General features: G+C 36.8%; 20 protein-coding genes. 16 read left to right on the forward strand and 4 right to left on the reverse strand.

Going from position 1 to position 23747, the window contains the following annotated elements:
• Positions 1 to 121 precede the first annotated feature (121 nt).
• The 3 genes from BKM32_RS15305 to BKM32_RS15320 all read left to right on the forward strand — a co-directional run bounded on the left by BKM32_RS15305 (position 122) and on the right by BKM32_RS15320 (position 2547).
• On the forward strand, positions 122 to 1156 hold the full coding sequence (locus BKM32_RS15305) for a serine hydrolase (RefSeq protein ID WP_076664947.1): 1035 nt from the start codon (positions 122 to 124) through the stop codon (positions 1154 to 1156).
• A gap of 1 nt (position 1157) precedes the next feature.
• The gene (locus BKM32_RS15310; protein WP_076664949.1) at positions 1158 to 1880 is read left to right on the forward strand and encodes an NAD(P)-dependent oxidoreductase; all 723 of its coding nucleotides are present in this window, start codon (positions 1158 to 1160) and stop codon (positions 1878 to 1880) included.
• A 343-nt stretch (positions 1881 to 2223) separates the two neighbouring features.
• On the forward strand, positions 2224 to 2547 hold the full coding sequence (locus tag BKM32_RS15320) for a hypothetical protein (protein ID WP_076664955.1): 324 nt from the start codon (positions 2224 to 2226) through the stop codon (positions 2545 to 2547).
• A 231-nt stretch (positions 2548 to 2778) separates the two neighbouring features.
• Here BKM32_RS15320 and BKM32_RS15325 read toward each other — a convergent pair whose 3' ends face one another.
• Complete coding sequence (locus tag BKM32_RS15325) at positions 2779 to 3510, reverse strand: LytTR family DNA-binding domain-containing protein (protein ID WP_053978569.1); 732 nt, start codon at positions 3508 to 3510, stop codon at positions 2779 to 2781.
• Positions 3503 to 4564, reverse strand: a complete 1062-nt coding sequence (locus BKM32_RS15330) for a sensor histidine kinase (protein ID WP_171971886.1) — start codon at positions 4562 to 4564, stop codon at positions 3503 to 3505. The genes BKM32_RS15325 and BKM32_RS15330 overlap by 8 nt, the downstream gene beginning before the upstream one ends.
• A gap of 175 nt (positions 4565 to 4739) precedes the next feature.
• On the opposite strand from BKM32_RS15330, the gene BKM32_RS15335 reads away from it, so the two are divergent.
• From BKM32_RS15335 to BKM32_RS15400, 13 genes are all read left to right on the forward strand, one after another.
• Positions 4740 to 7163: a DUF5916 domain-containing protein gene (locus BKM32_RS15335; protein WP_076664960.1), complete on the forward strand. Its 2424-nt coding sequence runs from the start codon at positions 4740 to 4742 to the stop codon at positions 7161 to 7163.
• A 1091-nt stretch (positions 7164 to 8254) separates the two neighbouring features.
• Entirely contained in the window at positions 8255 to 9670 is a 1416-nt protein-coding gene (locus tag BKM32_RS15345) for a sodium:solute symporter family protein (RefSeq protein ID WP_076664965.1), read from the forward strand.
• A 65-nt stretch (positions 9671 to 9735) separates the two neighbouring features.
• On the forward strand, positions 9736 to 10374 hold the full coding sequence (locus BKM32_RS15350; protein ID WP_076664968.1) for a hypothetical protein: 639 nt from the start codon (positions 9736 to 9738) through the stop codon (positions 10372 to 10374).
• A 212-nt stretch (positions 10375 to 10586) separates the two neighbouring features.
• Positions 10587 to 11459, forward strand: coding sequence for an AraC family transcriptional regulator (locus tag BKM32_RS15355; protein WP_076664971.1), 873 nt, complete (start codon positions 10587 to 10589; stop codon positions 11457 to 11459).
• A 144-nt stretch (positions 11460 to 11603) separates the two neighbouring features.
• Positions 11604 to 12161 (forward strand): OsmC family protein, encoded by a 558-nt coding sequence (locus BKM32_RS15360; RefSeq protein WP_076664974.1) that lies wholly within the window; start codon positions 11604 to 11606, stop codon positions 12159 to 12161.
• Positions 12162 to 12280: 119 nt separating this feature from the next.
• Positions 12281 to 12661, forward strand: coding sequence for a DUF1428 domain-containing protein (locus BKM32_RS15365; protein ID WP_076665043.1), 381 nt, complete (start codon positions 12281 to 12283; stop codon positions 12659 to 12661).
• Between the two features lie 113 nt (positions 12662 to 12774).
• Positions 12775 to 14667 (forward strand): adenylate/guanylate cyclase domain-containing protein, encoded by a 1893-nt coding sequence (locus tag BKM32_RS15370; RefSeq protein ID WP_076664977.1) that lies wholly within the window; start codon positions 12775 to 12777, stop codon positions 14665 to 14667.
• Between the two features lie 199 nt (positions 14668 to 14866).
• Positions 14867 to 16396: a carbon-nitrogen hydrolase family protein gene (locus tag BKM32_RS15375; protein WP_053978557.1), complete on the forward strand. Its 1530-nt coding sequence runs from the start codon at positions 14867 to 14869 to the stop codon at positions 16394 to 16396.
• 81 nt (positions 16397 to 16477) lie between these two features.
• Entirely contained in the window at positions 16478 to 16864 is a 387-nt protein-coding gene (locus BKM32_RS15380; protein WP_076664979.1) for a VOC family protein, read from the forward strand.
• 209 nt (positions 16865 to 17073) lie between these two features.
• A complete protein-coding gene (locus tag BKM32_RS16685) occupies positions 17074 to 17328 on the forward strand; it encodes an MBOAT family O-acyltransferase (protein WP_216349605.1) in 255 nt (84 codons plus the stop codon).
• Between the two features lie 215 nt (positions 17329 to 17543).
• Positions 17544 to 18215, forward strand: coding sequence for a phosphoglycolate phosphatase (locus BKM32_RS15390; RefSeq protein ID WP_076664982.1), 672 nt, complete (start codon positions 17544 to 17546; stop codon positions 18213 to 18215).
• A 1-nt stretch (position 18216) separates the two neighbouring features.
• Positions 18217 to 19650, forward strand: coding sequence for an FAD-dependent oxidoreductase (locus BKM32_RS15395; RefSeq protein WP_076664984.1), 1434 nt, complete (start codon positions 18217 to 18219; stop codon positions 19648 to 19650).
• 166 nt (positions 19651 to 19816) lie between these two features.
• Positions 19817 to 22315, forward strand: coding sequence for a glycoside hydrolase N-terminal domain-containing protein (locus BKM32_RS15400; protein WP_083702215.1), 2499 nt, complete (start codon positions 19817 to 19819; stop codon positions 22313 to 22315).
• Between the two features lie 36 nt (positions 22316 to 22351).
• Here BKM32_RS15400 and BKM32_RS15405 read toward each other — a convergent pair whose 3' ends face one another.
• Together BKM32_RS15405 and BKM32_RS15410 are read right to left on the reverse strand one after the other, a co-directional pair.
• Entirely contained in the window at positions 22352 to 23203 is an 852-nt protein-coding gene (locus BKM32_RS15405; protein ID WP_076664986.1) for a universal stress protein, read from the reverse strand.
• Between the two features lie 67 nt (positions 23204 to 23270).
• Positions 23271 to 23657, reverse strand: a complete 387-nt coding sequence (locus tag BKM32_RS15410; RefSeq protein ID WP_076664989.1) for a hypothetical protein — start codon at positions 23655 to 23657, stop codon at positions 23271 to 23273.
• Positions 23658 to 23747 lie beyond the last annotated feature (90 nt).

Genomic DNA, 23747 nt, shown 5'->3' on the forward strand with positions numbered 1-23747 from the left:
TGGTATTTTCATTTCAACTCTTATGGTATCCCCTGAGGCTTTCTCTCAATCGAAAAAAAATACTATTCAAAGTCCAATTGAATACTATAATGAAAGTAATTAAAGCTTCTAAATAAGAAAAATGATAAAAAACAAAAAAGCCAAATGGACTGTGCGTACTTTGCTGCTAGTTGGAACCTTAATTTCACTTTATTTTGTTCCATGGCTATTAGTAAAAGCATGGATACTGCCGCTACCCGATACAATTCAAGAACAAGCAGAGGAAGTCATCGATCATGGGTTTGACGGAATGATTGTCTATATAGACCAAGCGGGCAAACCACCCCAATATTATACTGCAGGCTGGCATAATCGGGACTCCAAGATACCTGCCAAACCTCAAGCGCTCTTTAAAATTGCCAGCATCAGTAAGCTTTATGATGCTGTGGCAGTCACCAAACTGGTTAAAGATGGACGTCTTTCTTTGGATAAAACCATCGCTGATTATTTACCTGAACTTGTAGGAAGAATTGAAAATGCCGAGAACATTACTCTTAAACTAATGATACAGCATAGAAGTGGCATCCCAAATTTTACAGACGCTCCAAATTTCTGGGCAGCCCCCACTCAATCCTATGAAGAAAGCCTTGCACTGATTCTAGACAAACCTGCAAATTTTGAACCTGGTGAAGACTATGAATATTGCAACACAAATTATCTTTTAATCAATAAGATTATGGATGATGCACTTGGCTATAGCAACTTTCAGTTCATACAGGAAGAAATTTTATCCCCCTTGCATCTAAACAGCACTTTTGGTTCCTTGAGTGAAGTAAATATAGACAACGTAATGAGTGGTTACCATGTGGACCATCCCCATGATTTAAAGGCAGACGAACATGGTATGCTAGCCACCGCAGAAGACGTAGGTACTTTCCTAAGAGCATTGAATGATGGATCATTATTTAAACCGGGAGAACAGGAAATATATGCTTCCATTTATAAATTTGAACATTCCGGTTGGGTCCCAGGTTACCAGAGTTTTGCAAAATACCATAAAGATATTGATGCTGTTATTGTTGAATTCTACAACACAACCGACTCCAAACTGTACAATTGGAACTTATCAGAAATCATTAATAATAGAATTTATAAAATTTTAAAGAAACAGAAATAAAATGACAGTATTGGTAGTCGGTGCAAGTGGTGCCACAGGAAGACAGCTGGTAAATCAGCTTTTATTACAGGGAAATAAAGTTAAAGTTGTTGTGCGCTCCAAAGAGGGTTTACCTAAATCCTGGCACGACAATGAAAATTTGGAGATGATTACTGCAAGCATCTTAGAATTAAGTGACCATGAAATGAGTGAGTACACCAAAGATTGCAATGCCGTTGCATCTTGCCTAGGACACAACATGACTTTCAAAGGGATGTATGGCCAACCGAGGCAACTTGTAAGAGACACCACGGAACGACTTTGTAATGCTATCAACTCCAATCAGCCTCAAAGCCCTGTCAAGTTTGTTTTAATGAATAGTTCTGGAAACAGTAATCGGGATTTGGACGAACCCATTTCATTTGCTCAACAATGTGTTATTGCACTTCTTAGATTGTTATTGCCGCCCCATGTGGATAACGAGAAAGCAGCCGATTATTTAAGAACACAAATTGCTCAGAAAAATAAGTACATTGAATGGGTTACTGTTAGACCGGATGGCTTAATAAATGAAGAGGAGGTTTCAGCATATGAGGCCTTTCCTTCACCAATAAGAAGTGCCATCTTTGATGCAGGAACCATAAGCCGAATAAATGTAGGGCATTTTATGTCCGAATTGATCAATAACGATGCGCTTTGGAATACATGGAAAGGGCAAATGCCCGTAATTTATTCTAAATCTTAAATAACCTAGATTGTAAATAAAAAAACAAGAATGAGTTTAAACATATACTCCTTTATTTTTTCGCTAATGGTCTTGACATCTTGTTCAGAAGCATCTAAATTAGATGAAATTAGAATAAATAAGTTTGAAACATTAAGGGCAATACCTTCCCTCTCTAGTCCAAACCAATGACAATTCCTCAGTATACACATTATTTTGATTTTGCTTTAAAAATACCTCGCAAAACATGCAAGTCAATTTTCTTTGGCTATCTTTAAACCTACAAGGTCATAATGATAGTGTTAGTAGTAAAATGTACGCTATCAGAAAATTTTATAAGCTCTTAGTTTAATTCAAAAAAATTATGGAAACTAAAGAAGATAAATATCCCGAAGGGCACTTTGTTGGACTGTGGATGGGAATATTTATTGCAATCTTTACAGGAGCAGGAATCCCCCTAAGTATCGCTACTTCAAACACATCTTTTATCGGAATATGGCCTGGATTGGGTGTAGCTGTTGGTTTAGCCGTTGGACAATCCATAGAAAACAAATATAAGCAAGAGGGAAAAATACGCCCGTTAACAGCAACAGAACAAAAAAGAAAACGATTTGCAGTTATGGTCGGTGTGGCATTATTAACAATAGGTATGGCATTGGGAGTGCTATTTTTGTTTCTTAATTCGTAAAACACTAAACCTCTTTGGCCATTTCGAACCTAAAGACCATTGAGGTAGAGTGCTCGGAATAATTCTTATATCACTTGGGTATTTTTATTTGAACATTGTTTTGTTTAAAAAATACAACATTCCTTTTTTTATTAAATTAGATGCGATAGAACCGAAAATTGTAGCCTTTAAAACATTGTCTTTGTTTCAATTAATTCACTAAATAGATGAGACAGAACCTTGAAAATTAAGTTAATTATTTAATTTCTGATAAAAAAGCTTTTTATAACTTCTACCTATCGGGATTCTCATTATTTCAGTTTCAATCTCACTGTGATTGTATGCCAGAATCTTATCTGAATTCACAATAAATGAACGATGAACCCTAATAAAATTTTTCGATAATCGTTCCTCTGTCTGACTTATACTTTGATGGATTACAAATCGTTTTTCATCTGTATGAATTTTCACGTAATGCCCATAACTTTCAACAACATAAATATCGTTCATCATGATTTTAACAACCTTATCGTTCGTTTTACAATACATAAACGCTTCTTGAAAATCATTTTGATTTTCTTCTTTTGCCATGATTTGTGAAGTTTCTTCTAACACACCAAACCATTTGGCCGCCTTATGTACAGATTTAAAAAATCGTTGGAATGTTATTGGTTTTACCAAATAATCAATCGCATCCAAATCATAACTTTCTAGAGCGTACTCAGAATATGCCGTTGTAAAAATTACCATTGGTTTTGGATTCAACTGCTTCAGATATTCTATACCAGAAATATGTGGCATATTTATATCTAAAAACAGCAAATCAATTTGATTGTTCAGCATGAATTTCTGAGCTTCAATCGCGTTTCTACAGGTTCCAACTATATGTAAAAAATCAATTTTAGAACAATAATCATCAATAATCTCGCGAGCCAATGGTTCGTCATCCACGATTAAACATGATATTTTTTTTAGTTCACTCATTCCTATCAAATATTTTCAATATAGTTAAAAATGAATAGTCTGTTTGGGTTATATCTAGCCGATGTTTATCGGGAAATAATATTTCTAATCGCCGTTTTAAATTCTCGATTCCAATTCCTTTTTGCTCATTAATTTTTTCTGTTCCAATACTATTCTCTACCAACAATTTAATCTCTTCTGAATCCGCAAAAAACTGAATAGAAATCCAAGGATTATCACTCCCAAAAGCTTTCACATGTTTAAACGAATTCTCAACCAAAGGAATGAAAAGCAATGGTGGGATATAACCCGAACGTTGGTTATTTACCGTAAAACTTATGTCTACCTCACTCAAACCTCTAGATTTTTCAAAAGCAATGTAATTCGATAAAAATTGTAATTCCTTATCGATAATTATTTTAGACTCATTTGCCTCATAAATTATATACCTCATTATATCAGCCAGCTGAACTATACCATCAGAAGTCTGCGCTAAGTTTTTTAGCGACATGGCATACAATCCATTTAAAGCATTGAACAAAAAATGTGGATTTATCTGAGTTCTTAAAAATTTGAGTTCCGCTTGCAATTTTTCGCGTTCAAGCTCCGAGCTTTTTTGCTGCTGTTGCAACCAATATTCAACCACTTTAACACTAAATGGAATGATTACGGAAGTGTTGAGCGTAAGTATCATATTCAACAAATCTGTAAACTTAAACGGGCCGTTTTGCAAATGTTCTTTAAAATAAAACGGATCTACAGTAATATAAGTAACATATTTGGTTACTACTCCAACCACAACCAATAAAACTAAATAACTGATTGTAAACAAAATATATTGAGACTTAGCAAAATATTTCGGCATTAACCAATAAATAACAGGGTAAACCAAAGCGAGTTTAAACGGCAATTCAATTATCTGATTATAGGATGTTTTAATATAATCATTATCGTAAGTCCCCCACATTAAAGCCCAAAATGCGCACCATAAAAACCAATAAATCACGTGTTGCAACCACTTCGGAATCCCGGTTTTTTGCTTAATTCTATCCGATATTGAATATGTATTTAGCATATTCCACAAGTTTAATACAAAATATCTAAATATGAATATGATTTTCACCAACAACATATATTGTGCACAAATAGCATAAACACAAGCCAATATGTTTTCTATGCAATTAAAATTCCATTTAGGAAACTTATTTTTTTAACTGAATTTTCTGGAGTTCATTTGGGTAAAATTCAAAATGAAAACCCCGATTCTGGTCTCATTCTTTATATTGTTGCATAGTTTTTTATATGCACAACAGAGCATTGTTCCACAAAAAAAGAATTACACCTCTTATAGAATAAGTAACCCTCCGAAAATTGATGGAATTCTAGACGACGACGCATGGCAAACCAATATGATTGCGACCAATTTCACGCAAACCATTCCGCACAATGGAAGAAAGGCAAGTCAAAAAACGGAAGTGAAAATTTGTTATGACGATGACGCTATTTATGTTGGAGCAATGCTTTTTGATGACAACCCTAGCGGGATTAAACACGATTTAGGGGAACGAGACTCTGAAGATGATGACATAAATTCGGATTTATTTATCATTGAACTGAATCCGCACAACGACAACCAATTGCTTTACGCCTTTAAACTTTCGGCTTCAAATGTGCAAATCGACGAAAAGGTAACCTACTCTAATTGGGACAAAACTTGGGATGCTATTTGGTATAGCAATGTAACTATTTCGGAGAATGGTTGGTCGGCAGAGATAAAAATTCCATTTTCGTCTTTGCGAATTCCAAAAGCAGAAAATCAAGTGTGGGGTATGCATTTGTATCGCTGTATAAAACGAAACGAAGAGTGGGTTTCTTGGAATTATGTTAACCAAAAAGAAGAAAGCACCGTTCACCAAGCAGGGTTGCTTTCGGGAATTTCGGATATAAATCCGCCGCTCAGGCTTTCATTTATGCCTTATGTTTCTTTTTCCGAAACGCATAATGGAAATACAAATAATTGGGATTCAGAATTTAAAGGCGGCATGGATTTAAAATTAGGTTTAAGTAAAAGCCATACTTTGGATATGATATTAGTGCCCGATTTTGGACAAGTTCAATCTGATGATGAAATCTTAAACCTTTCGAGTGTAGAAACTTATTACGACGAAAAACGAGCATTCTTTACTGAAGGATCAGAGCTTTTTGGAAAAGCAAATGTTTTTTATTCAAGGCGAATTGGAACCACTCCAATTAAATACAGTGATGTCTATTCGAATTTGGATGAAAATGAAATTGTCTCAGAAAACCCTGATGAAACTCAAATTATGAATGCAACAAAAATATCGGGGCGAAACAAAAAAGGATTGGCCATTGGTTTTCTAAATGCAATTACTGCAAATACCAATGCAAGCATAAAAGATACAATTAGTGGCGATTCAAGAAAATTCAAAACGCAAGGTTTAACAAATTACAATGTTATGGTCATTGATAAGTCGTTAAAAAACACCAATACAATAAGTTTCATCAATACGAATTATTATGAGACCGACTCTGACATAGTTTCGGATGTTTTTGGAACCGATTTTACTTTCACAAATAAACCTAATTCTCATGCCATTTTCGGAAAAGCTGCAATGAGCTATGTCGATGAGGGTGAAATCTCTTTAGGATACTATTACAATCTATCATTCAATAAGATAAAAGGGAATTTCAGATATGCGCTTACCCATAAAATCATTGACGATGAGTACAATCCAAACTACTTAGGATACTTGGATAATAACAACAAAATTGTGAATAGTTTTGTGTTTGAATATAACATTTATGAGCCCTTCGGGCATATATTGAGCATGTATAACAATATTACTTTTTCTAATAATTATTTATACAATCCAACAAAATTTGCTTCGTTTGAGATTGACGCTCAAAGTACAATATTATTTAAAAGCAACTGGAAAACAAGTCTTTACATTGGAGGAACTCCCGTAAATAAATACGATTATAACGAACCTAGGGTCGAAGGTAAAAAATTCATGGAACCAACTGCTGCCTATACCGGATTCAATATACAAACAGATCAAAGAAGAGCCCTATCCATTTCTGTAGCTGCAGATTATTGGGGAACGTTTGAACAGAATAAAATGGCGTCTAACCTATCGTTAAGTCCTTTATTTAGAATTAACAGCAAAATGAAACTTGAACTAACCTCAGCTGTTACCTTTTTGAAAAATGGCTACACATACGTTGGCAATACAAGTGATTCTGATATTTATTTCGGAAGATATGATGCCAAATATATCACCAACACACTAGAATTCAGCCATCTATTCAACGAATACATTTCGCTTTCTCTACGCTCTCGACACTATTGGGCTCCAATTAATTACAAACAATTTTATCTACTTAACGAGGATGGAACCATGAATAATGATATCCCAAACGATATCGCTTACAATGATATAAATTATAATGTCTTTAATATAGATTTCGTATTTAACTGGCAATTTGCCCCTGGAAGTTATCTCAGTTTAATTTGGAAAAATGGAATTAGTAATTATTCAAACGAGATTGATCATAATTATTTTGGGAACTTAAACAATACTTGGAAAAGCAACCAAACAAATCAATTGGCCATTAAATTAATTTATTACTTAGACTGGAATAGGCTATTTTAAAGATTTTTTAATGTTAGAATAAATCATTTAATAATAAAAGCTACGGCTCCGTTGTATTTGTAAAATTATGACCTAGAATCCATAGTCAACCAGCAAGCTTTTATAATAATTAATTTGAGAAAAAATAACCTTTAAACATTCGCTTTTATAAATTTAAGGGAGGTAAAAAGGCCTAGTAACACTATAAATTTGACACCCGAAGAAAAACTCTTAACCATCAAGCTATTCCATACCATAATCTGGGTGTTTTTTGCTACAATAATTTTCTATATTCTGTATTGTGGAATAACCAATAATATTAATTTTTACACCTGGACCTGTATTGCTTTGGTTCTAGTTGAAGGATTAACGCTTTTAATCTTCAGAATGTTCTGTCCCCTTACCTTGCTAGCCAGAAAGTATTCAGACTCTACCAAGGACAATTTTGACATTTTCCTCCCAAACTGGCTTGCAAAATATAACAAGTACATATTCACCGCTATTTTTATGGCAGGGCTTTCCATTGTTTTGTATCGTTCTTTCCTGCAATAACAGAAGATGCCTCACTACAAATAAAATGGTCGTTACTTGAGGTAACAATAAACACCGTATTAATAGTTTTAATAACACTACAACAATACTTACTACTTTACTTTTATACCTAAAAGCTCTTTAAATACTGGCTATTTGTGTTTATTTTTCAAGAAAGTACCAGCAAGTTATTTTTATGTGATATTTTTTTATCACATAATTATCATAGCTTTTAACATACCATTAATAATCGGAACTTTTGTAAACAATAGTCATCAAAAAATTAAAGTAGAAAATATTCCATATTTCCATAGACAGATTCTAAAACAAGCCAGAATTCACTTCTGATTTAGCAGATTTTGATAATTCCAAAACGGAATTGCCTATTCGTGCGGGCTCATAAAAACAGAAAGTTCTTAAATACTCTCAATATTATAAACTAAAAAATAACTACTCACAGCAAAAGGAATAGTTCATTTCTTTGGATTTCCCTATCTTTAAGCAACATAAGTCCCCAACCGCCGTATTACACAAACTGCTTCAATGGCATAAATCAATTCTAACCAATCCAAAATCCACCAATGGTAAGTTTGTTCATAATAGGGTACTTATTAATCACGCTTGGAATTGGATTTTGGGCTTCCCGAAAAATAAAAACTTCTGGAGATTTTGCCCTTGCTGGGAAAAGCCTTTCCACCTCACTTGTTGGCGTCACCTTATTTGCGACATGGTTTGGGAGTAGTCAAATTATGGGAAATCCCGGTTATTTCATTGTAGATGGCTTTTCTTCATACATCACGCTAACCCTATCAGGTGGGATTTGTTTGTTTATTGTTGGACAGTTCTACGCCCGAAAACTGTACCGAATGAATATTGTTACCATAAATGATTTCTTCGGAAGAAGGTATAACAAACATCTTGAAGCCGCCTCTTCTCTTTTAATGGTGTTCTCCTACCCTCACTGGATCGCGGCACAATTTGTTGCCTTGGCCTATTTGTTCAATGCGGTCATGGATATCCCATTTAATTATGGAATTTTGATAGGCGCTTCAATTGTTGTGTTTTACACATACATAGGCGGCATGTGGGCCGTAGCCTATACAGACATGGTCCAAAGTATCATGATTCTTTTAGGCTTGTTTATACTGCTATTTCAAATATTACACAACACAGGAGGTATTGCACCAATTTTCGAAAACCAGCCAAGCGATTTCTTTAAATTAACTCCGAAAGGAGGCCTAGATGCATGGTCTGAATATATTGCACTTCTGTTGGCATTTATTGCCGGAGCCATTCCTGTTCAAGAAATCTATCAACGCGTGTTTTCTGCTAAAAATGAAAATGCGGCACGTAAGGGACTCTTCTTAGGCGCCGTACTAATGGTGGTCATCCCCAGCATTCCACTGATCATTGGTTTAGGAGGTGTTTACTTATATCCCGAATTAACGAACAATGGCAATAGCCAAGACATCATCCCCTCCTTGGTAAAAATAATGACAAGTGTTCCTGTACAGGTCCTCTTTTATGGAGCGATGATATCGGCCATTTTAAGTACTTCAAGTGGGGCAATGTTAGCACCGGCAACAGTGATAGGAGAAAACTTGATCAAACCTTACATAAAAAAGCTTTCAGACAAACAGTTACTGCTATACACTAGGCTCAGCGTTGTTTTAGTGGCAGTCATATCTTGCTATTTTGCGTTTGATGACTCCGATATTGTCGGTTTGGTAGCAGCCTCTCTAAGTCTTATTTTGGTCTGTCTTTTTGCGCCTTTTACCTTTGGTTTATTTTGGAAGAAAGCCTCTGTGTCAGGAGCCTGGGCTGCCATAATCATTGGAGGTCTTACATGGTTCTTCTGTTTTATGTATGAAACCAGAATAGACGCTACCATCTACGGAACGGCCATAAGTTGCGTAAGCCTGGTAATGGGTAGTTTGCTTTTCCCTGATAAAATTAAGCACAGCGCCATTCAAACTACAATACTAAGGGACAAATAAGTACAAATTATTTTCATTTCAATTAGTTATATTTATAACACTGTTGTACAACATTTAACCTCACAATGAAAATCGGATTTTTAATTATATTAATATTGGTTAGCAGTAGTTGTAAAGATACGCCTGAAAATAATTCAGATTCAACAAAAACAGACAGGTTTGAATTACTTCCTTACCCAGATAGTGCTGAACAGGAAAAATATTTAAAGTCACAAAATTTGAACTCTTTTCTTGAAAATCCCATTGACTTACAGAAATTCAAGTCCAAGAAAAACAGAAATGTAACAACGAGTGTAAATAACGGATTGAAATATCAATACCATCCTGCAATCAGTGATTCAATATTTTATGGTTACAATTTTATTACTGGCAGCATTGGACCAAAAGGAATAAACGAAATTGTAGTTTTTAAATACGGAGAAAACAAACATAGATTCGAAGATGAATCTGAAATTCTAATAGAAATGAGAATTTTCAATGAAGATTCGGATTTAGGAAAAGCAAATCTAATAGGACTTTCAAAAACGGAATTCGAATCTGAATTTGGGAATGACTATCTGACTTTTGACAATGGAATTGCTTACTCGAATAAGAACAAAATTTTGATTTTGGAAATGGACAGTTCTAAAGTCAAATCTTATAGATATATAAAATTAAATACCGAGAAAATCGACATAGAATTAATCGAACAAATAATAAATTAAAAAACGTTGTACAACACCGTGTATAATTCATTGCTTCCGATTTTGCTTCGCCAGTTCGCATTTTGTGCTCGTGCCCTCACGGAAAATCCTCGAAACTTCACTATATTAGCTTCTTAACCCGAAAATCCTAGCGGATTTTCACGCAACCAAACTATACACAAACTGAAGAAATTGTATCAGCTTATCATTAAAAACAGCTTTTTGCTACAACCATGCTAGACATTTACGGATATCTTAAGACCGCTACCAATTACAAAAAGCTTCAAATCCATGATTTGCTATTCATTGAATACAAATGTTTGGTAAATGAAGTAAAAGCTGGCATTTGGTCCCAATCCAATTACTTTGTGTTTGTGACCTCTGGAAAAAAAATGTGGCGGAGCATCTATGAGGATTATGTGGTGGAGGCCGGAGATTCCCTATTTGTAAAAAAAGGCGCCAACTTGGTGCACCAATATTTTGATGAAGACTATTGTGCCTTGATGGTATTCATCCCAGATGAATTTATTAAGAAGTTCATTCAAAGGTTTGCCGCTATTGTTACGAAAAGCGCTTCAAATGAAGAGCATCCTACAGATGCCGTAATCAGGGTCCAGCTAGATACGTATTTGGAAGGCTATATTAATTCCCTAGCTGCTTTTTTGGGCTCCCCCTCCTATCCCGACAAAAACCTACTCCAGCTTAAATTTGAAGAACTGTTGCTCAATATCTTTACCAATCCCATTCACCAAACATTGGCTGAATACCTCCTATCCATCACTAAGGAACAAAGCGCCCAATTGCAACAGGTTATGGAGGAAAACTTTGCCTATTGCTTAAATCTGGAGCAGTATGCCAGTTTGTGCCATATGAGCCTGAGCTCGTTCAAAAGAAATTTTCAGGACATCTACAAAACCTCACCGGGGAAATGGCTTTCCAACAAGCGCCTCGACCTTGCCGCCCACCTCCTAACCACCACCGATAAAGCCGTAAATATCATTGGATTTGAATGTGGATTCGAAGAGCCTTCCAGTTTTATCAGAGCTTTTAAACAACGATTTTCGGTAACACCTCTACAATATAGAGAAGCTCCAACACGACAATAACCTACATTCCCAACAACCAAAAAGTCCATTTTAACCCTTTTGGACCGAATTGTCAATTTTATGGACTTTTGCGCCTATCCCTAAGGGGCTTTCGAACCATACTTTTGTATTGTAATCATTTATTAATCAATAAAAAATCAAAGTATGGAAACTCTAGCAAAAACAGTAAACGGATTTAATCAGGAAGATATCGCAGCGGTAGTAACAGCGCTTCAAACCACCCCTGAAATTGGAAATTTTCAACTTCGAGCCACCAACGAATGGATAGACGGAGGACACAACAGAAGTTATATTCAAGGCTTTTACGGGGCCTGTCAGGAAGACACTAGCAGAACGGAACCTTTTATTTACGACAATGATGAACCACCTGTATTACTTGGAAACAACAAAGGTGCCAATCCAGGAGAAGTTTTGCTTCACGGATTATTAGGATGTATGACCACTGCCATGGTATTATTGGCCGCCGCAAGGGGCATTGAAATTGAAAGCGTATCCTCTAAAATTGAAGGCGACATAGACATTAAAGGATTCCTTGGCTTAAATGCCACAGGGCCAAAAGGGTTCAAACAAATAAGGGTAACTTTTGATATCAAAGGTTCAGATGAAGCACAAAAACAGGAATTGATAACCTTGGCAAAGCAGTCGCCAATCTTCAATTCCCTTGTCAACCCCATGGATGTTCAAGTTGGGTTGCAAAATTGATCTTACCCCAAAAGAGGTCTTTGGTATTTCCTCCAAAGACCTCTTTTTAATTTTTACCCGTTTTATTTACTAAATTGGAACTAAAACAACGGACCTTAAAGAATCAAAAAACTAAAACCATGACAAACTATATAGATGGCTTCGTCTTTCCAATTCCAAGGGTTTATTTGGAGGAATATAAAAAAGTAGCTGAAAAAGTAGCTGACATTTGGAAAGAATACGGGGCTATTGCCTACTTCGAATTTATTGGAGACGAGTTACATTTAGAAGGCACTAAATCCTTTATTGAAACCGTAAATACGAAAGAAGACGAGGAAATTATCTTTGGATGGACTGTATTCCCTTCAAAAGAAGTGCGTGATTTGGCTAACCAAAAAGTGCCAACCGACCCAAGAATAAAAGAATTGGTAGACCACTTGACTAATCCTGAAAAATTGATTTTTGATGCCAGCAGAATGATCTATGGTGGATTTAAACCCTTTATAGAATCACATAAATAAGTTTGAACTAAAAGGAAATTACGGTTCTCAACAGTTATACCCCATTACTCAAAATGCTAAAGCAAAAATCATTAACTTTATCTTGGCTAGGATTCCCTCTCAAATAAAACACAATGCATAAAACCATCCTTCTTTTGTTATGTATATTAAGTGGAGGTTCCGTGGAAAGCCAAGTAAACCTCGATTCACTATACACCATTTGGAAGGACCACACCCTTCAGGATTCCATTAGGACCAAAGCATATTCAGATTATATCTGGGATGGCTATCTCTATTCCCAACCCGATTCGGCATTTATTCTCGCGGAAAAATTGGTGGCCTTTGGACAAACCTCCAAGTATCCAAGAGCAGAATTTGCGGGCTATACCATTCAAGGGGTGTCATGGGTAAACAGAAGTGAGTACCAAAAAACGCTTCAATATTACCTCAAAGCTTTAGAAATAGCGAAACAAATGGGGCATACAGCAGCCCTATCCATCGCCTATAATAATGTTGGAAGTGTGTATCACGATAAGGGAGATTATACCAAAGCTCTGGACCATTATATTAAAAGTCTGGAGTACAGGAAACCCAAGCAGATGGGCACTACCCTTAATAATATTGGAAGCATCTATTTCAATCAAGGTAATTATGAAAAGGCGTTGGAATATCATATCCGAAGCTTGGAAATTAACAAGGAAAAAGGGGATCAAGGGGCTGTGGCTCTTGACCTTTCAAAGATTGGAGCCATCTACAGGGAACAGGGAGACTATACCAAGGCCTTTGACTATTACTCCCAAAGCCTATCTCTCTTTGAACAAATAGACCATCAAAAAGGAATTGCTGAAACCTATAGCAATCTGGCACAGCTGCACTACAAGCAAGCCGAGTATCCACAAGCCTTGGACTACCACAAAAAAAGCCTGACCTATTACGAACAACTTGGGGACAAAAATGGCATTGCGGTTTCTGTAAATAATATTGGGGATATTTACCTGAGGCAAAAAAACTATAAAAAAGCACTGGAATACTGCCAAAGAGGCTATGACATTGCTATAGACATTAATTCCTTATTAAGAAAAAGGGCCAGTTGTTATTGTTTATACGATACCCACAAAGCCATGGGCAATGACGACCAAGCACTCCATTACCTTGAGCTTCTGAAAACTGTTGAAGACAGCTTGGACTCCAAGGAACCTGGACAAAAGTTGCAGCAAATGGAGTTTCAAGCCGAAGCCCGTTCTTTACAGGAAGCACATAACGAGGATATTCGACACGAAGAAAACACAAGAAACATCAGCTTAATAGTCGGGGCCTTTTTCTTGTTGCTTGCTGGAAGTTTTTATATGAGGTGGCGTTACGTTAGAAAATCCAAAGCATCATTACAAATTGAAAAGGAACGGTCAGACAATCTACTCCTGAACATCCTCCCCAAAGAAGTGGCGCAAGAACTCAAGGAATTGGGGAAATCTGAACCTAGAAAGTTTGAAAGTGTCACGATACTATTCTCCGATTTCCAGGACTTCACAAAACTCACTGCCTCAATTCCCGCCACAAAACTCGTGGTTGAGCTACACGACATCTTTGGGGCATTTGATGATATCATGGATGAATTTGGCATTGAAAAAATAGAAACTATAGGCGACGCCTATTTGGCCGCAAGTGGTTTACCTCAAGGAAATCCGGATCATGCCATAAATTGTGTAAGAGCCGCATTCAATATGGTAGAGTTTCTTGAACTACGCAATAAAAACAGTGATATTCAATGGAACATGCGCATAGGGATCCATTCAGGACCTGTCATTGCAGGCGTTGTTGGAAAAAAGAAATTTGCTTACGACCTCTTTGGCGATTCGGTAAATACGGCCAGCCGAATTGAAACCAATGGGCAGGTTGGCAAAGTAAATATTAGTCAAGCCACCTACGACTTATTGAAAAACGAACAAGACCTTGTCTTTGAACCAAGAGGTAAGATTGAAGCCAAGGGCAAAGGGGAAATGGAGATGTATTTTGTCTCAAAAAAATGAATGATTTTGAAAGACCCCCTGAAAACAACTTACTCATTTCCATTTCAATAGTTTTAAGTTCTATCCTTCAAAAAGCCTTACCACATAAACCACAAGAAGCTAATATGGATAGTGCACCCTATCAATACCTCAATCAACCATCACGACTACTCTGAGAATTTTACCTTAAATTTGAAGTAAGTCAGAAATAACAACAGAAATGGAACTAAGCGAAATAGAAAAAGTTGAACTTTTGTACCTTCAAATGGACGATTACTTGGAGATTAAGGATGTTATGCAGTCTGCATACACCTCCATGCCCGATGTGTACTGGAAAGAAAAACACATCGAGGCCTTGCTGAAAAAATTTCCGGAAGGACAAGTTGTTATAAAAGTAAACGGGCAGATTGCGGGGTGCGCATTATCCATTATCGTGGATTATAACAGTCATGACGACAACCATTCTTACAAGCAAATAACAGCAAATTACACCTTCGATTCGCATACGTATGATGGTGATCTGCTATACGGAATAGACGTATTCATCAAACCTGAATATAGAGGACTAAGACTAGGAAGAAGGCTTTACGATTATAGGAAAGAGCTATGTGAAAAATTAAACCTAAAAGGCATTGCCTTTGGAGGAAGAATTCCAAACTATCACAAGTATTCTAAGGAACTTACCCCAAAAGAATACATTGAAAAAGTAAGAAGAAAAGAAATCCACGACCCTGTACTAAACTTTCAAATTTCTAACGATTTTCACCCTGCTAGGATTTTAAAAGGATACCTTGAGGGAGACCAGGCATCCATGGAGTTTGCCGTGCTCCTTGAATGGGACAACATTTATTATGAAAAGCCTACCAAAAAGGCGGAAGTCAAGAAAACGGTGGTCCGACTGGGATTAATTCAATGGCAAATGAGGCCTTACAAGGATATTGATTCGTTGCTTCAACAGGTCGAATATTTTGTGGATGCAGTCTCTGGATACAGGTCGGATTTTGCCCTGTTTCCAGAATTTTTCAATGCCCCTTTAATGGCGCAATACAATCACTTAACGGAGCCTGAAGCCATCCGGGAATTGGCGAAATACACAGATGACATTGTTCAGAAATTCTCAAATCTATCCATAACATACAACATCAATATCATTGCTGGAAGTATGCCCGAAATGAGAGATGGCACGCTCTACAATGTGGGCTATCTGTGTAAAAGAGATGGTACTATAGAGCCCTACGAAAAAATCCACGTCACTCCAGACGAGGCGAAAGTATGGGGAATGCAAGGAGGAAATGAAGTTAAGGTATTTGATACCGATTGTGGTAAAATTGGAATTTTGATATGCTATGATTCTGAATTCCCCGAACTAAGCAGACTACTTGCCGATGATGGTATGGACATATTGTTTGTGCCATTTTTAACCGATACCCAAAATGGATATTCTAGGGTAAGACACTGTGCACAAGCAAGGGCAATTGAAAATGAATGCTATGTGGCCATCGCTGGAAGTGTCGGGAATTTGCCAAATGTGCACAATATGGATATTCAGTTTGCCCAGTCCATGGTGTTTACGCCCTGTGATTTTTCATTTCCCACAAATGGCATAAAAGCCGAGGCAACCCCAAACACCGAAATGATTTTAATTGCCGATGTCGATATTGATTTGCTGAGAGAATTAAATGAATTTGGTAGCGTAAGAAACCTTAAAGACAGAAGAAAGGACGTGTTTGAATTAAAGAGAAAAAAATAGCCTAGAACTTTATAGTACATCACTGTTAACTTATGGAATAAGACAATAGTGTTAACCAACTGCAACGCTTATTTAGAAATCATGAACCTAAATCAGATAACAGTTCCCTCGTTGGATTTGACAAAATCAATACCGTTTTATGAAAAACTAGGACTTAAATTGATTGTAAAATCCTTACCCCATTATGCAAGATTTGAATGCCCCAATGGCACCTCAACCTTTTCAATTCATCAAACGGAAAAGTTACCTAAAGGTGAGGGAATTTACGTGTACTTTGAATGCGAAAACCTTGATGAGCAAGTTGAAAAAATAAAAGAAAAAGGAATTCTTTTCGACCAAGAACCAACAGATCAAAGTTGGTTGTGGAAAGAAGCTAGACTGAAAGATGTGGATGGAAACCAATTGATATTGTTTTATGCCGGAAAAAACCGATTGAACCCACCTTGGCGAATTGAAAACAATATATAACCGATATTTATTTGGTTCCTGATGCATCAGAATCTACTTCGAAATGCAAGAACTAATCAATAACCAAAATTCAAGTATATTTAATCCGAAAATTGACAGTTATAAAAACCAAAGATTACAGATTATAAATACATCCCATTTTGAATTTATCCGATTATGTAAAAAGAAGAAATGGGGTTCCAATAGGTGCTAGTAATTCCCTACGCAATATGCTCAGTCGTTCATTGGGAGCTGGAACGTTTTCACGATTTTGGCATTATTGGAATCCTATTTGGGGTTATTATCTGGGCAAATATATTTTCAAACCTCTCAAATCTATTGCCCCGTCATCCTTGTCATTACTCATTACTTTTGTAGTCTGCGGCTTTATTCACGACTTAGCCATCATGATCTTAAAATGGAAGTTTACCCTACTACTGACCCCCTTGGTTTCTATTCATGGGACTCTCTGTGATATTAAGTGACTATGCAAATATCAATTATTCAAAATTTCCATGGGCTGTTCGTGCAGCAATCAACCTAACAATCATTTCAGGCTGTTTATTAGTAGCCTATCAATTAAGAATTGGAAAATAACCACTTAAATTCCAACGCATACACCCCCAATAGACTCTTAAAATTCCCCTAAACACTTAGTATTCTCTGAAAACTTCCGCATCTTTGCCACAAATTAGGCATTGTGAATTTTAAAGACAAAGAACTCATTATCTTCGACTTTGATGGCACTCTCATCAATAGCATTCCAGATCTTACCTTGGCAATCAATAAAATGTTATCACACTACAATTTATTGCCATTAACGATCAAACAGGTAACGCCTTTTGTAGGCAATGGCGCCAAACCCTTAGTACGTAGATCTCTGGAACTTTCTATGCAAAACAACAGTATTTCTGAGACGCTTATGGAGGAAGCTTTTAACATCTATTTTTCAGCTTACAAACAGGACACTTGTGTCGATACCTTTATGTATCCAGGAGTCCCTGACACCTTAAACTATCTAGATAAAAATGGTTACCAAATGGTAATCTGTACCAATAAACCGTTGGATTTTATCGAACCTATTTTGGATAAATTAGAAATCAAACAATTCTTCAAATATTGGATTGGAGAAAATTCATTGCCTCTTAAAAAACCGAATGCGGCTCCCCTACTTCATTTGGTCGACACCATGAATACAACTATAGAAAAGTCTATTATGGTGGGCGACTCCAAAAATGATATTCTTGCGGCACAAAATGCCAATATGGAAAATATCGGTCTAAGTTATGGGTACAACTACAACGAAAATATTGCAGATTACAACCCTACCCTTGTAGTGGATCAATTCTCTGAGCTCCAAAAACTGTTTTAGCATGAGCAAAATTTACAATGTTGGTATTATTGGAGGAGGCATTTCTGGAGTGGTTACTGCGTTGGAATTGGCCAATTATGGCGTAGATAGCATTTTGTTTGAACAGCAGAGCAGTGTGGTTAACGGCCCTCCGTTTTGCCATTTGCATGCGGGTGGAAATCTGTATCCGGAGATTTCCGACGAGCAGTGCAAAATACTCATGAAACAGTCGATAGAGATGGCACGTTTGTTTCCGCAATCTATTGACGAAAGACCAACATTTATAAGCATTCCCAAGTTAGAAAAACAAGATATTGGCAACATTTTGGAACGCCTTGATATGTTGGTGACCTATTACCAAACATTAATAAAAGAAGACCCCGAAAATGAAATCCTAGGAGTTCCAAAAGACTACTACAAACTTTATAATGAAGAAGATTTAAAGGCATTATCCAAACAACCAACCATAGAACGCCCAAGTTCTCCTGACGAATGGATGTGCAATGCCATTAAAATAATTGATTACAAAAAATTAAAAACACCTGTAATCCTGGTTCAGGAATATGGCTGGAACCTTTTCAGGTTGGCAGCTCAAGCGCAATTAGCCTTAAATAAATCTAATAAGTGTAGCCTAAAAACAAATACCTCTGTTACCAAAATCAAAGATGTCCGAAATCAAAAGTTGGACTATAATTGGGAGATTTATACGCACGACGCAGTTTACAAAGTCAAATATTTAGTAAACTCGAGTGGCTTTAATACTGGAAAATTTGATGAGTCCTTACGCATAAACACGAAACGTCTTATTGAATTTAAAGCTGCTTATGTTTCAAAATGGCAGCCCATCTCTGGTTTAATTCCTGAACTCATCTTTCATGGAGAACGCGGCACTCCAAATGGGATGGCCCAACTTACTCCCTATTGTGATGATTATTATCAAATTCACGGGATGACCAAGGATATTACACTGTTCGAAAATGGACTAGTACAATCAAAAGATAATGGAGCACAGCCTGAATTTAATGATGACATTAAGGAAAAATTAAAGAACGGTTGGGAAGACAATGAAATTAAAAACAGAACAAAAAAAGCAATTGATTATGTTGCCAAATTTGTACCTTCTTTTGATTCTGCCACGCTTGGTGGACCGCCTTTGTACGGAGCTCAGCAAATTTCTGGGGACGATCCAAACTTAAGGGTTGGTGAGGTTAGTTTTCCTAGCAAATCCTATGCGCGAAGCGAAATCATCAAAGCCTCTTCTGCCCTAACGGTTGCTAATCAAATCATCCATAAAATTCAAGAGGAAGAAATAATTCCTCCCATCCAAACCAAATTAGAGCAAAACGCCTTATTGGATAGTATCTCTAAAGGTGAAATTAATGACTTCGCTAGCGAATTGGCCATTCAACGTGGATACCCGGAAGCCCTGTCCAGATTGCTTATTGAAAAAAAATAGCCGCAATACACTCACTATTCAAAGGTTACCCTTTATTACACACAGTGTCATAACACCTTTTGTCTTCATTCTTAATTTAAGATAAAAAAGTTCAGTATTTTCACACAAGTTAAGAACGATTGGATGAACCTAATTGGTCTTTAATCAACCTGAAAAACCAAACTTGATGATTAAGACAAAATTGAACACTATAATCAAATTACTGTCAGTAGGATTTCTTGCTATTACTTTTTCAAACTGTTCCCCGGATAAGCCTTCCGAAATAACAACTCCCGAAAAACATCTTAAACTTTGGTACGATAAGCCCGCAAAACTTTGGGAGGAGGCTTTACCTATTGGGAACGGAAGAATTGGCGCCATGGTTTATGGCAAAACCAACCAAGAGGTCATTCAGTTTAATGAAGAAACTGTTTGGGCCGGGGGGCCAGGAAACAATATACTCCCAGAGATTAAGGAACACTTACCTAAAATTCGTCAGCTCATTTTTGAAGGCAAATATGAGAAAGCCCAAAATTTGGCAAACTCCTATTTACCACGTCGAGCCACTAGTAATAACAACTATGGCATGTGCTATCAGCCAGCGGGCAATTTGCAAATAACCTTACCTGACAGCACAAATATTACCGATTATTATAGAGATTTAGACATCTCAAATGCGGTGTCTACCGTAAAATACACCGCCAACGGTATCAACTACCAAAGAAAGGTCATCGCTTCCCTTGAAGATGATATTATTGCAGTTGAAATATCGTCCAACACCCCTTCTAGCATTTCTTGTATCCTTTCGGTTAATAGCCCTCATGAAAATCAGAATTTAGAAGTGAACAGCAATGCCTTATGGTTGCGAGGCATCAGTAGTGATTACGAAAACAAAAAAGGGAGTGTAAAATTTACATCCATTATTAAGCCCAAGATTTTAGGAGGAAAGCTCACTTCAACGGATAGTTCATTGGTTATTTCCAATGCCGACAAACTAATAATTTACTTATCGGTAGCTACCAATTTCAAGTCCTACAATGACCTTACAGAGGATGCCGATTTAAAAGCTTCCAACCTATTAGAAACAGCCTATAAAAAAGAGTTTGTTGAGTTACAAAAGGCACATTCAACAGCGTACAAAAACTATTTTGACAGAGTTGAAATTGATCTCGGAACAACAGATTCCATCAACAATCCAACAGATGTACGTTTAGAGCAGTTCAACACTTCAAATGATCCTCAATTAGTTGCCTTGTACTATCAATTTGGACGTTATCTTTTAATTTCAAGCTCACAACCAGGAACCCAGGCTGCCAACCTACAAGGACTTTGGAACAACAAAATAAAACCGCCATGGGATAGCAAATACACTGTCAATATCAATACGGAAATGAACTATTGGCCTGCCGAACCAACCAACCTTTCGGAAATGCACAGCCCATTGTTCGACCTTATTGGGGACATTTCAAAAACTGGCGTAGAATCAGCCTCACAAATTTACGGCGCTAGAGGTTGGAACATCCACCATAATACCGACATATGGCGAATATCTGGAGTTGTAGACGGGGGTTATTACGGCCTATGGCCAATGGGAGGTGCTTGGTTGAGTCAACATCTTTGGTACCATTACCTGTTTACAGGAGATAAAGATTTCTTGAAAGAGAATTACCAAATTTTAAAAGGAATCTCATTATTCTATAAAGATATCTTGGTTGAAGAACCCAAAAATAATTGGTTGGTAATTTGTCCTTCCATGTCTCCGGAAAATTCCCATCATGAAAAAACTACCATTGCAGGTGGGACCACTATGGACAATCAGCTGGTTAATGATGTCTTCAACAATGTTATTGAGGCTTCCAAAAACCTAGGGATTGACAAAACATATGCCGACAGTTTAAGTTCAATACTACCCAAATTAGCTCCTATGCAAGTGGGTAATTGGGGACAACTTCAAGAATGGATGGACGATTGGGACCAGGAAGGCGACAAACACCGCCATGTATCTCATTTATACGGCCTATTTCCATCCAACCAAATATCGCCTTTTAGAACGCCTAATTTGTTTGCTGCAGCCAAAACCTCACTACTTGCTCGAGGTGATAAATCAACAGGATGGTCCATGGGCTGGAAAGTCAACCTTTGGGCGCGATTATTGGACGGAAATCATGCGTTGAAATTAATCAAGGACCAACTAAAACCATCCATACAAGAAGATGGAAGTCATGAAGGAGGCACTTATCCCAACTTATTTGATGCCCACCCTCCTTTTCAAATTGATGGCAATTTTGGCTGCACCTCAGGGATTACCGAAATGTTATTGCAGAGTCACGATGGCGCTATCCATCTACTTCCGGCTTTACCTGACACATGGAAACAAGGCTCTATTAAAGGCCTAAAAACATATGGAGGATTTACTGTGGATATAAATTGGAAAAATGGAACACTAGCTAATGCAACGATAAAATCTACATTGGAAGGTAATTGCCGTATTCGTTCCTATGTTCCTTTAAAAGGTGAAAATATTACAGAAGCGAACGGTGACAACCCTAATCCATATTTTAGGGTTAGACCAACCTTAAGCCCTTTAATACATTCAACCAAAGGCATGGAAACTTCTGAAGTAAACGTTTATGAATACGATATCAATACAAAACCTGGAGAGATTATTAATCTCAGTTTAGAATGATGAATTATTCATAACACGAAGATCTTTAAAACCCTGTTATTTTTTCCCAAGCTTGGTAGGAATGACAAAAAACGGAATGTTCAAATGAAAACCTATTTGGTTAATGGTTGATTTAAAAAATAGGTTTTCAAAAAACGAGTGCTTGTTATTTAGCATCACCAATAAATTTACTCTAACCTTAAGTTGAAAATTTGTGATGGCTTCTTGCACCGTTTCATTTTGTACACTGTGGAACACATATGCCGAATGCTTAAAATAGCGTTCCAATTTCTGTTTATTCTGTTCCTGAAACTCCGACAAGCCATTTCCCTTAACCACGTGCAAAATATTGACTCTCGCAACATTCTTTCCTATTAAATCCAAAAGGGGTTGTATGTGCTCAGCCTGATAGTCAATTCCATAATCTGTTGGGAATAAGATTTCATGGGGAGATTCATAAGTAAAGGTCTCAGGTACCGCAATGATTGGACATTTCACTTTTTTAAATACAAACACCGTATTGGATCCAAAAAGCACTTCCCTTGCCCCTGTAGCCCCTTTGGTTCCCATCACAACATAGTCGATAGATTTATCCTTTACCTCTTCATTGATCTGCTCTACCAAGGTGTTAAAAATAGAAATGGTTTCTATGGAATGTTTAGGGTTGCTAAATTCCGTTTGCATCCTTTCCTTCAAACTTTCCAAATGCTTCAGGGAATTTTCTTTAAAAGAATCCAATACACCATCGGGTTCGGGGACTACCAAAAGGTATTCTACCTGATATACCGCCGGCGCATAGGTATTTAACAAGAAAAAAGTACATTCCTCATTTTTGAACAATTGCAAAGCATATTTTATGGCATTCCAAGAGTTTTCGGAAAAATCTGTTGGTAAAAGTATTTTTTTCATGACTACATAATTTTAGAACTTTTTAAAAGACCGTAGATATACTCTCAACTATTCCTTAGCTCCTCCCTTAAATAGTGACTATGCCATAAGCTGTATTCAGCAAAAAAAGGCCGACCAAGAACAGAAGGATATAAAAAACCTGTACCAGTTTTATATTTAAAAACTCCAACCAATCTACTGCAGGCTTAGGAAAAATGAATAAAGCCAAACCAATGAACAAAGAGGCCCAGCCAATTAGGGTAATGATGAGTTTCTCGTTCATTTCCCAAATATTGTGAAACAGAATATTGAGCAATCCCACCAATATGGCAATAAAAGCGGTGAGGATAAGAAATTTTTCATTCCTTAAATCCTTAAATATTTGCCGTATACGTTTTGGGTTAAAACTTAATACAAAGAAGAAAATGATGAGATACCATCCCCAAAATTTAGTCAAAAAAACTGAAGTGTCCATTGTATGTTAGTGTTTGTGTTAGCACCCCAAAAAACTGTTTTATCATGATAACACATTATCCTTACTAAGCTATAAATAAACCAGTTAACA

The sequence above is a fragment of the Mangrovimonas sp. DI 80 genome, assembly GCF_001975575.1.
In the GTDB taxonomy this organism is placed as follows: Bacteria; Bacteroidota; Bacteroidia; order Flavobacteriales; family Flavobacteriaceae; genus Mangrovimonas_A; species Mangrovimonas_A xylaniphaga.

Coding starts and splice junctions, on each gene's coding strand:
- BKM32_RS15305 (WP_076664947.1), top strand. CDS start 122: ATGATAAAAAACAAAAAAGCCAAATGGACTGTGCGTACTTTGCTGCTA.
- BKM32_RS15310 (WP_076664949.1), top strand. CDS start 1,158: ATGACAGTATTGGTAGTCGGTGCAAGTGGTGCCACAGGAAGACAGCTG.
- BKM32_RS15320 (WP_076664955.1), top strand. CDS start 2,224: ATGGAAACTAAAGAAGATAAATATCCCGAAGGGCACTTTGTTGGACTG.
- BKM32_RS15325 (WP_053978569.1), bottom strand. CDS start 3,510: ATGAGTGAACTAAAAAAAATATCATGTTTAATCGTGGATGACGAACCA.
- BKM32_RS15330 (WP_171971886.1), bottom strand. CDS start 4,564: ATGCTAAATACATATTCAATATCGGATAGAATTAAGCAAAAAACCGGG.
- BKM32_RS15335 (WP_076664960.1), top strand. CDS start 4,740: ATGAAAACCCCGATTCTGGTCTCATTCTTTATATTGTTGCATAGTTTT.
- BKM32_RS15345 (WP_076664965.1), top strand. CDS start 8,255: ATGGTAAGTTTGTTCATAATAGGGTACTTATTAATCACGCTTGGAATT.
- BKM32_RS15350 (WP_076664968.1), top strand. CDS start 9,736: ATGAAAATCGGATTTTTAATTATATTAATATTGGTTAGCAGTAGTTGT.
- BKM32_RS15355 (WP_076664971.1), top strand. CDS start 10,587: ATGCTAGACATTTACGGATATCTTAAGACCGCTACCAATTACAAAAAG.
- BKM32_RS15360 (WP_076664974.1), top strand. CDS start 11,604: ATGGAAACTCTAGCAAAAACAGTAAACGGATTTAATCAGGAAGATATC.
- BKM32_RS15365 (WP_076665043.1), top strand. CDS start 12,281: ATGACAAACTATATAGATGGCTTCGTCTTTCCAATTCCAAGGGTTTAT.
- BKM32_RS15370 (WP_076664977.1), top strand. CDS start 12,775: ATGCATAAAACCATCCTTCTTTTGTTATGTATATTAAGTGGAGGTTCC.
- BKM32_RS15375 (WP_053978557.1), top strand. CDS start 14,867: ATGGAACTAAGCGAAATAGAAAAAGTTGAACTTTTGTACCTTCAAATG.
- BKM32_RS15380 (WP_076664979.1), top strand. CDS start 16,478: ATGAACCTAAATCAGATAACAGTTCCCTCGTTGGATTTGACAAAATCA.
- BKM32_RS16685 (WP_216349605.1), top strand. CDS start 17,074: ATGCTCAGTCGTTCATTGGGAGCTGGAACGTTTTCACGATTTTGGCAT.
- BKM32_RS15395 (WP_076664984.1), top strand. CDS start 18,217: ATGAGCAAAATTTACAATGTTGGTATTATTGGAGGAGGCATTTCTGGA.
- BKM32_RS15400 (WP_083702215.1), top strand. CDS start 19,817: ATGATTAAGACAAAATTGAACACTATAATCAAATTACTGTCAGTAGGA.
- BKM32_RS15405 (WP_076664986.1), bottom strand. CDS start 23,203: ATGAAAAAAATACTTTTACCAACAGATTTTTCCGAAAACTCTTGGAAT.
- BKM32_RS15410 (WP_076664989.1), bottom strand. CDS start 23,657: ATGGACACTTCAGTTTTTTTGACTAAATTTTGGGGATGGTATCTCATC.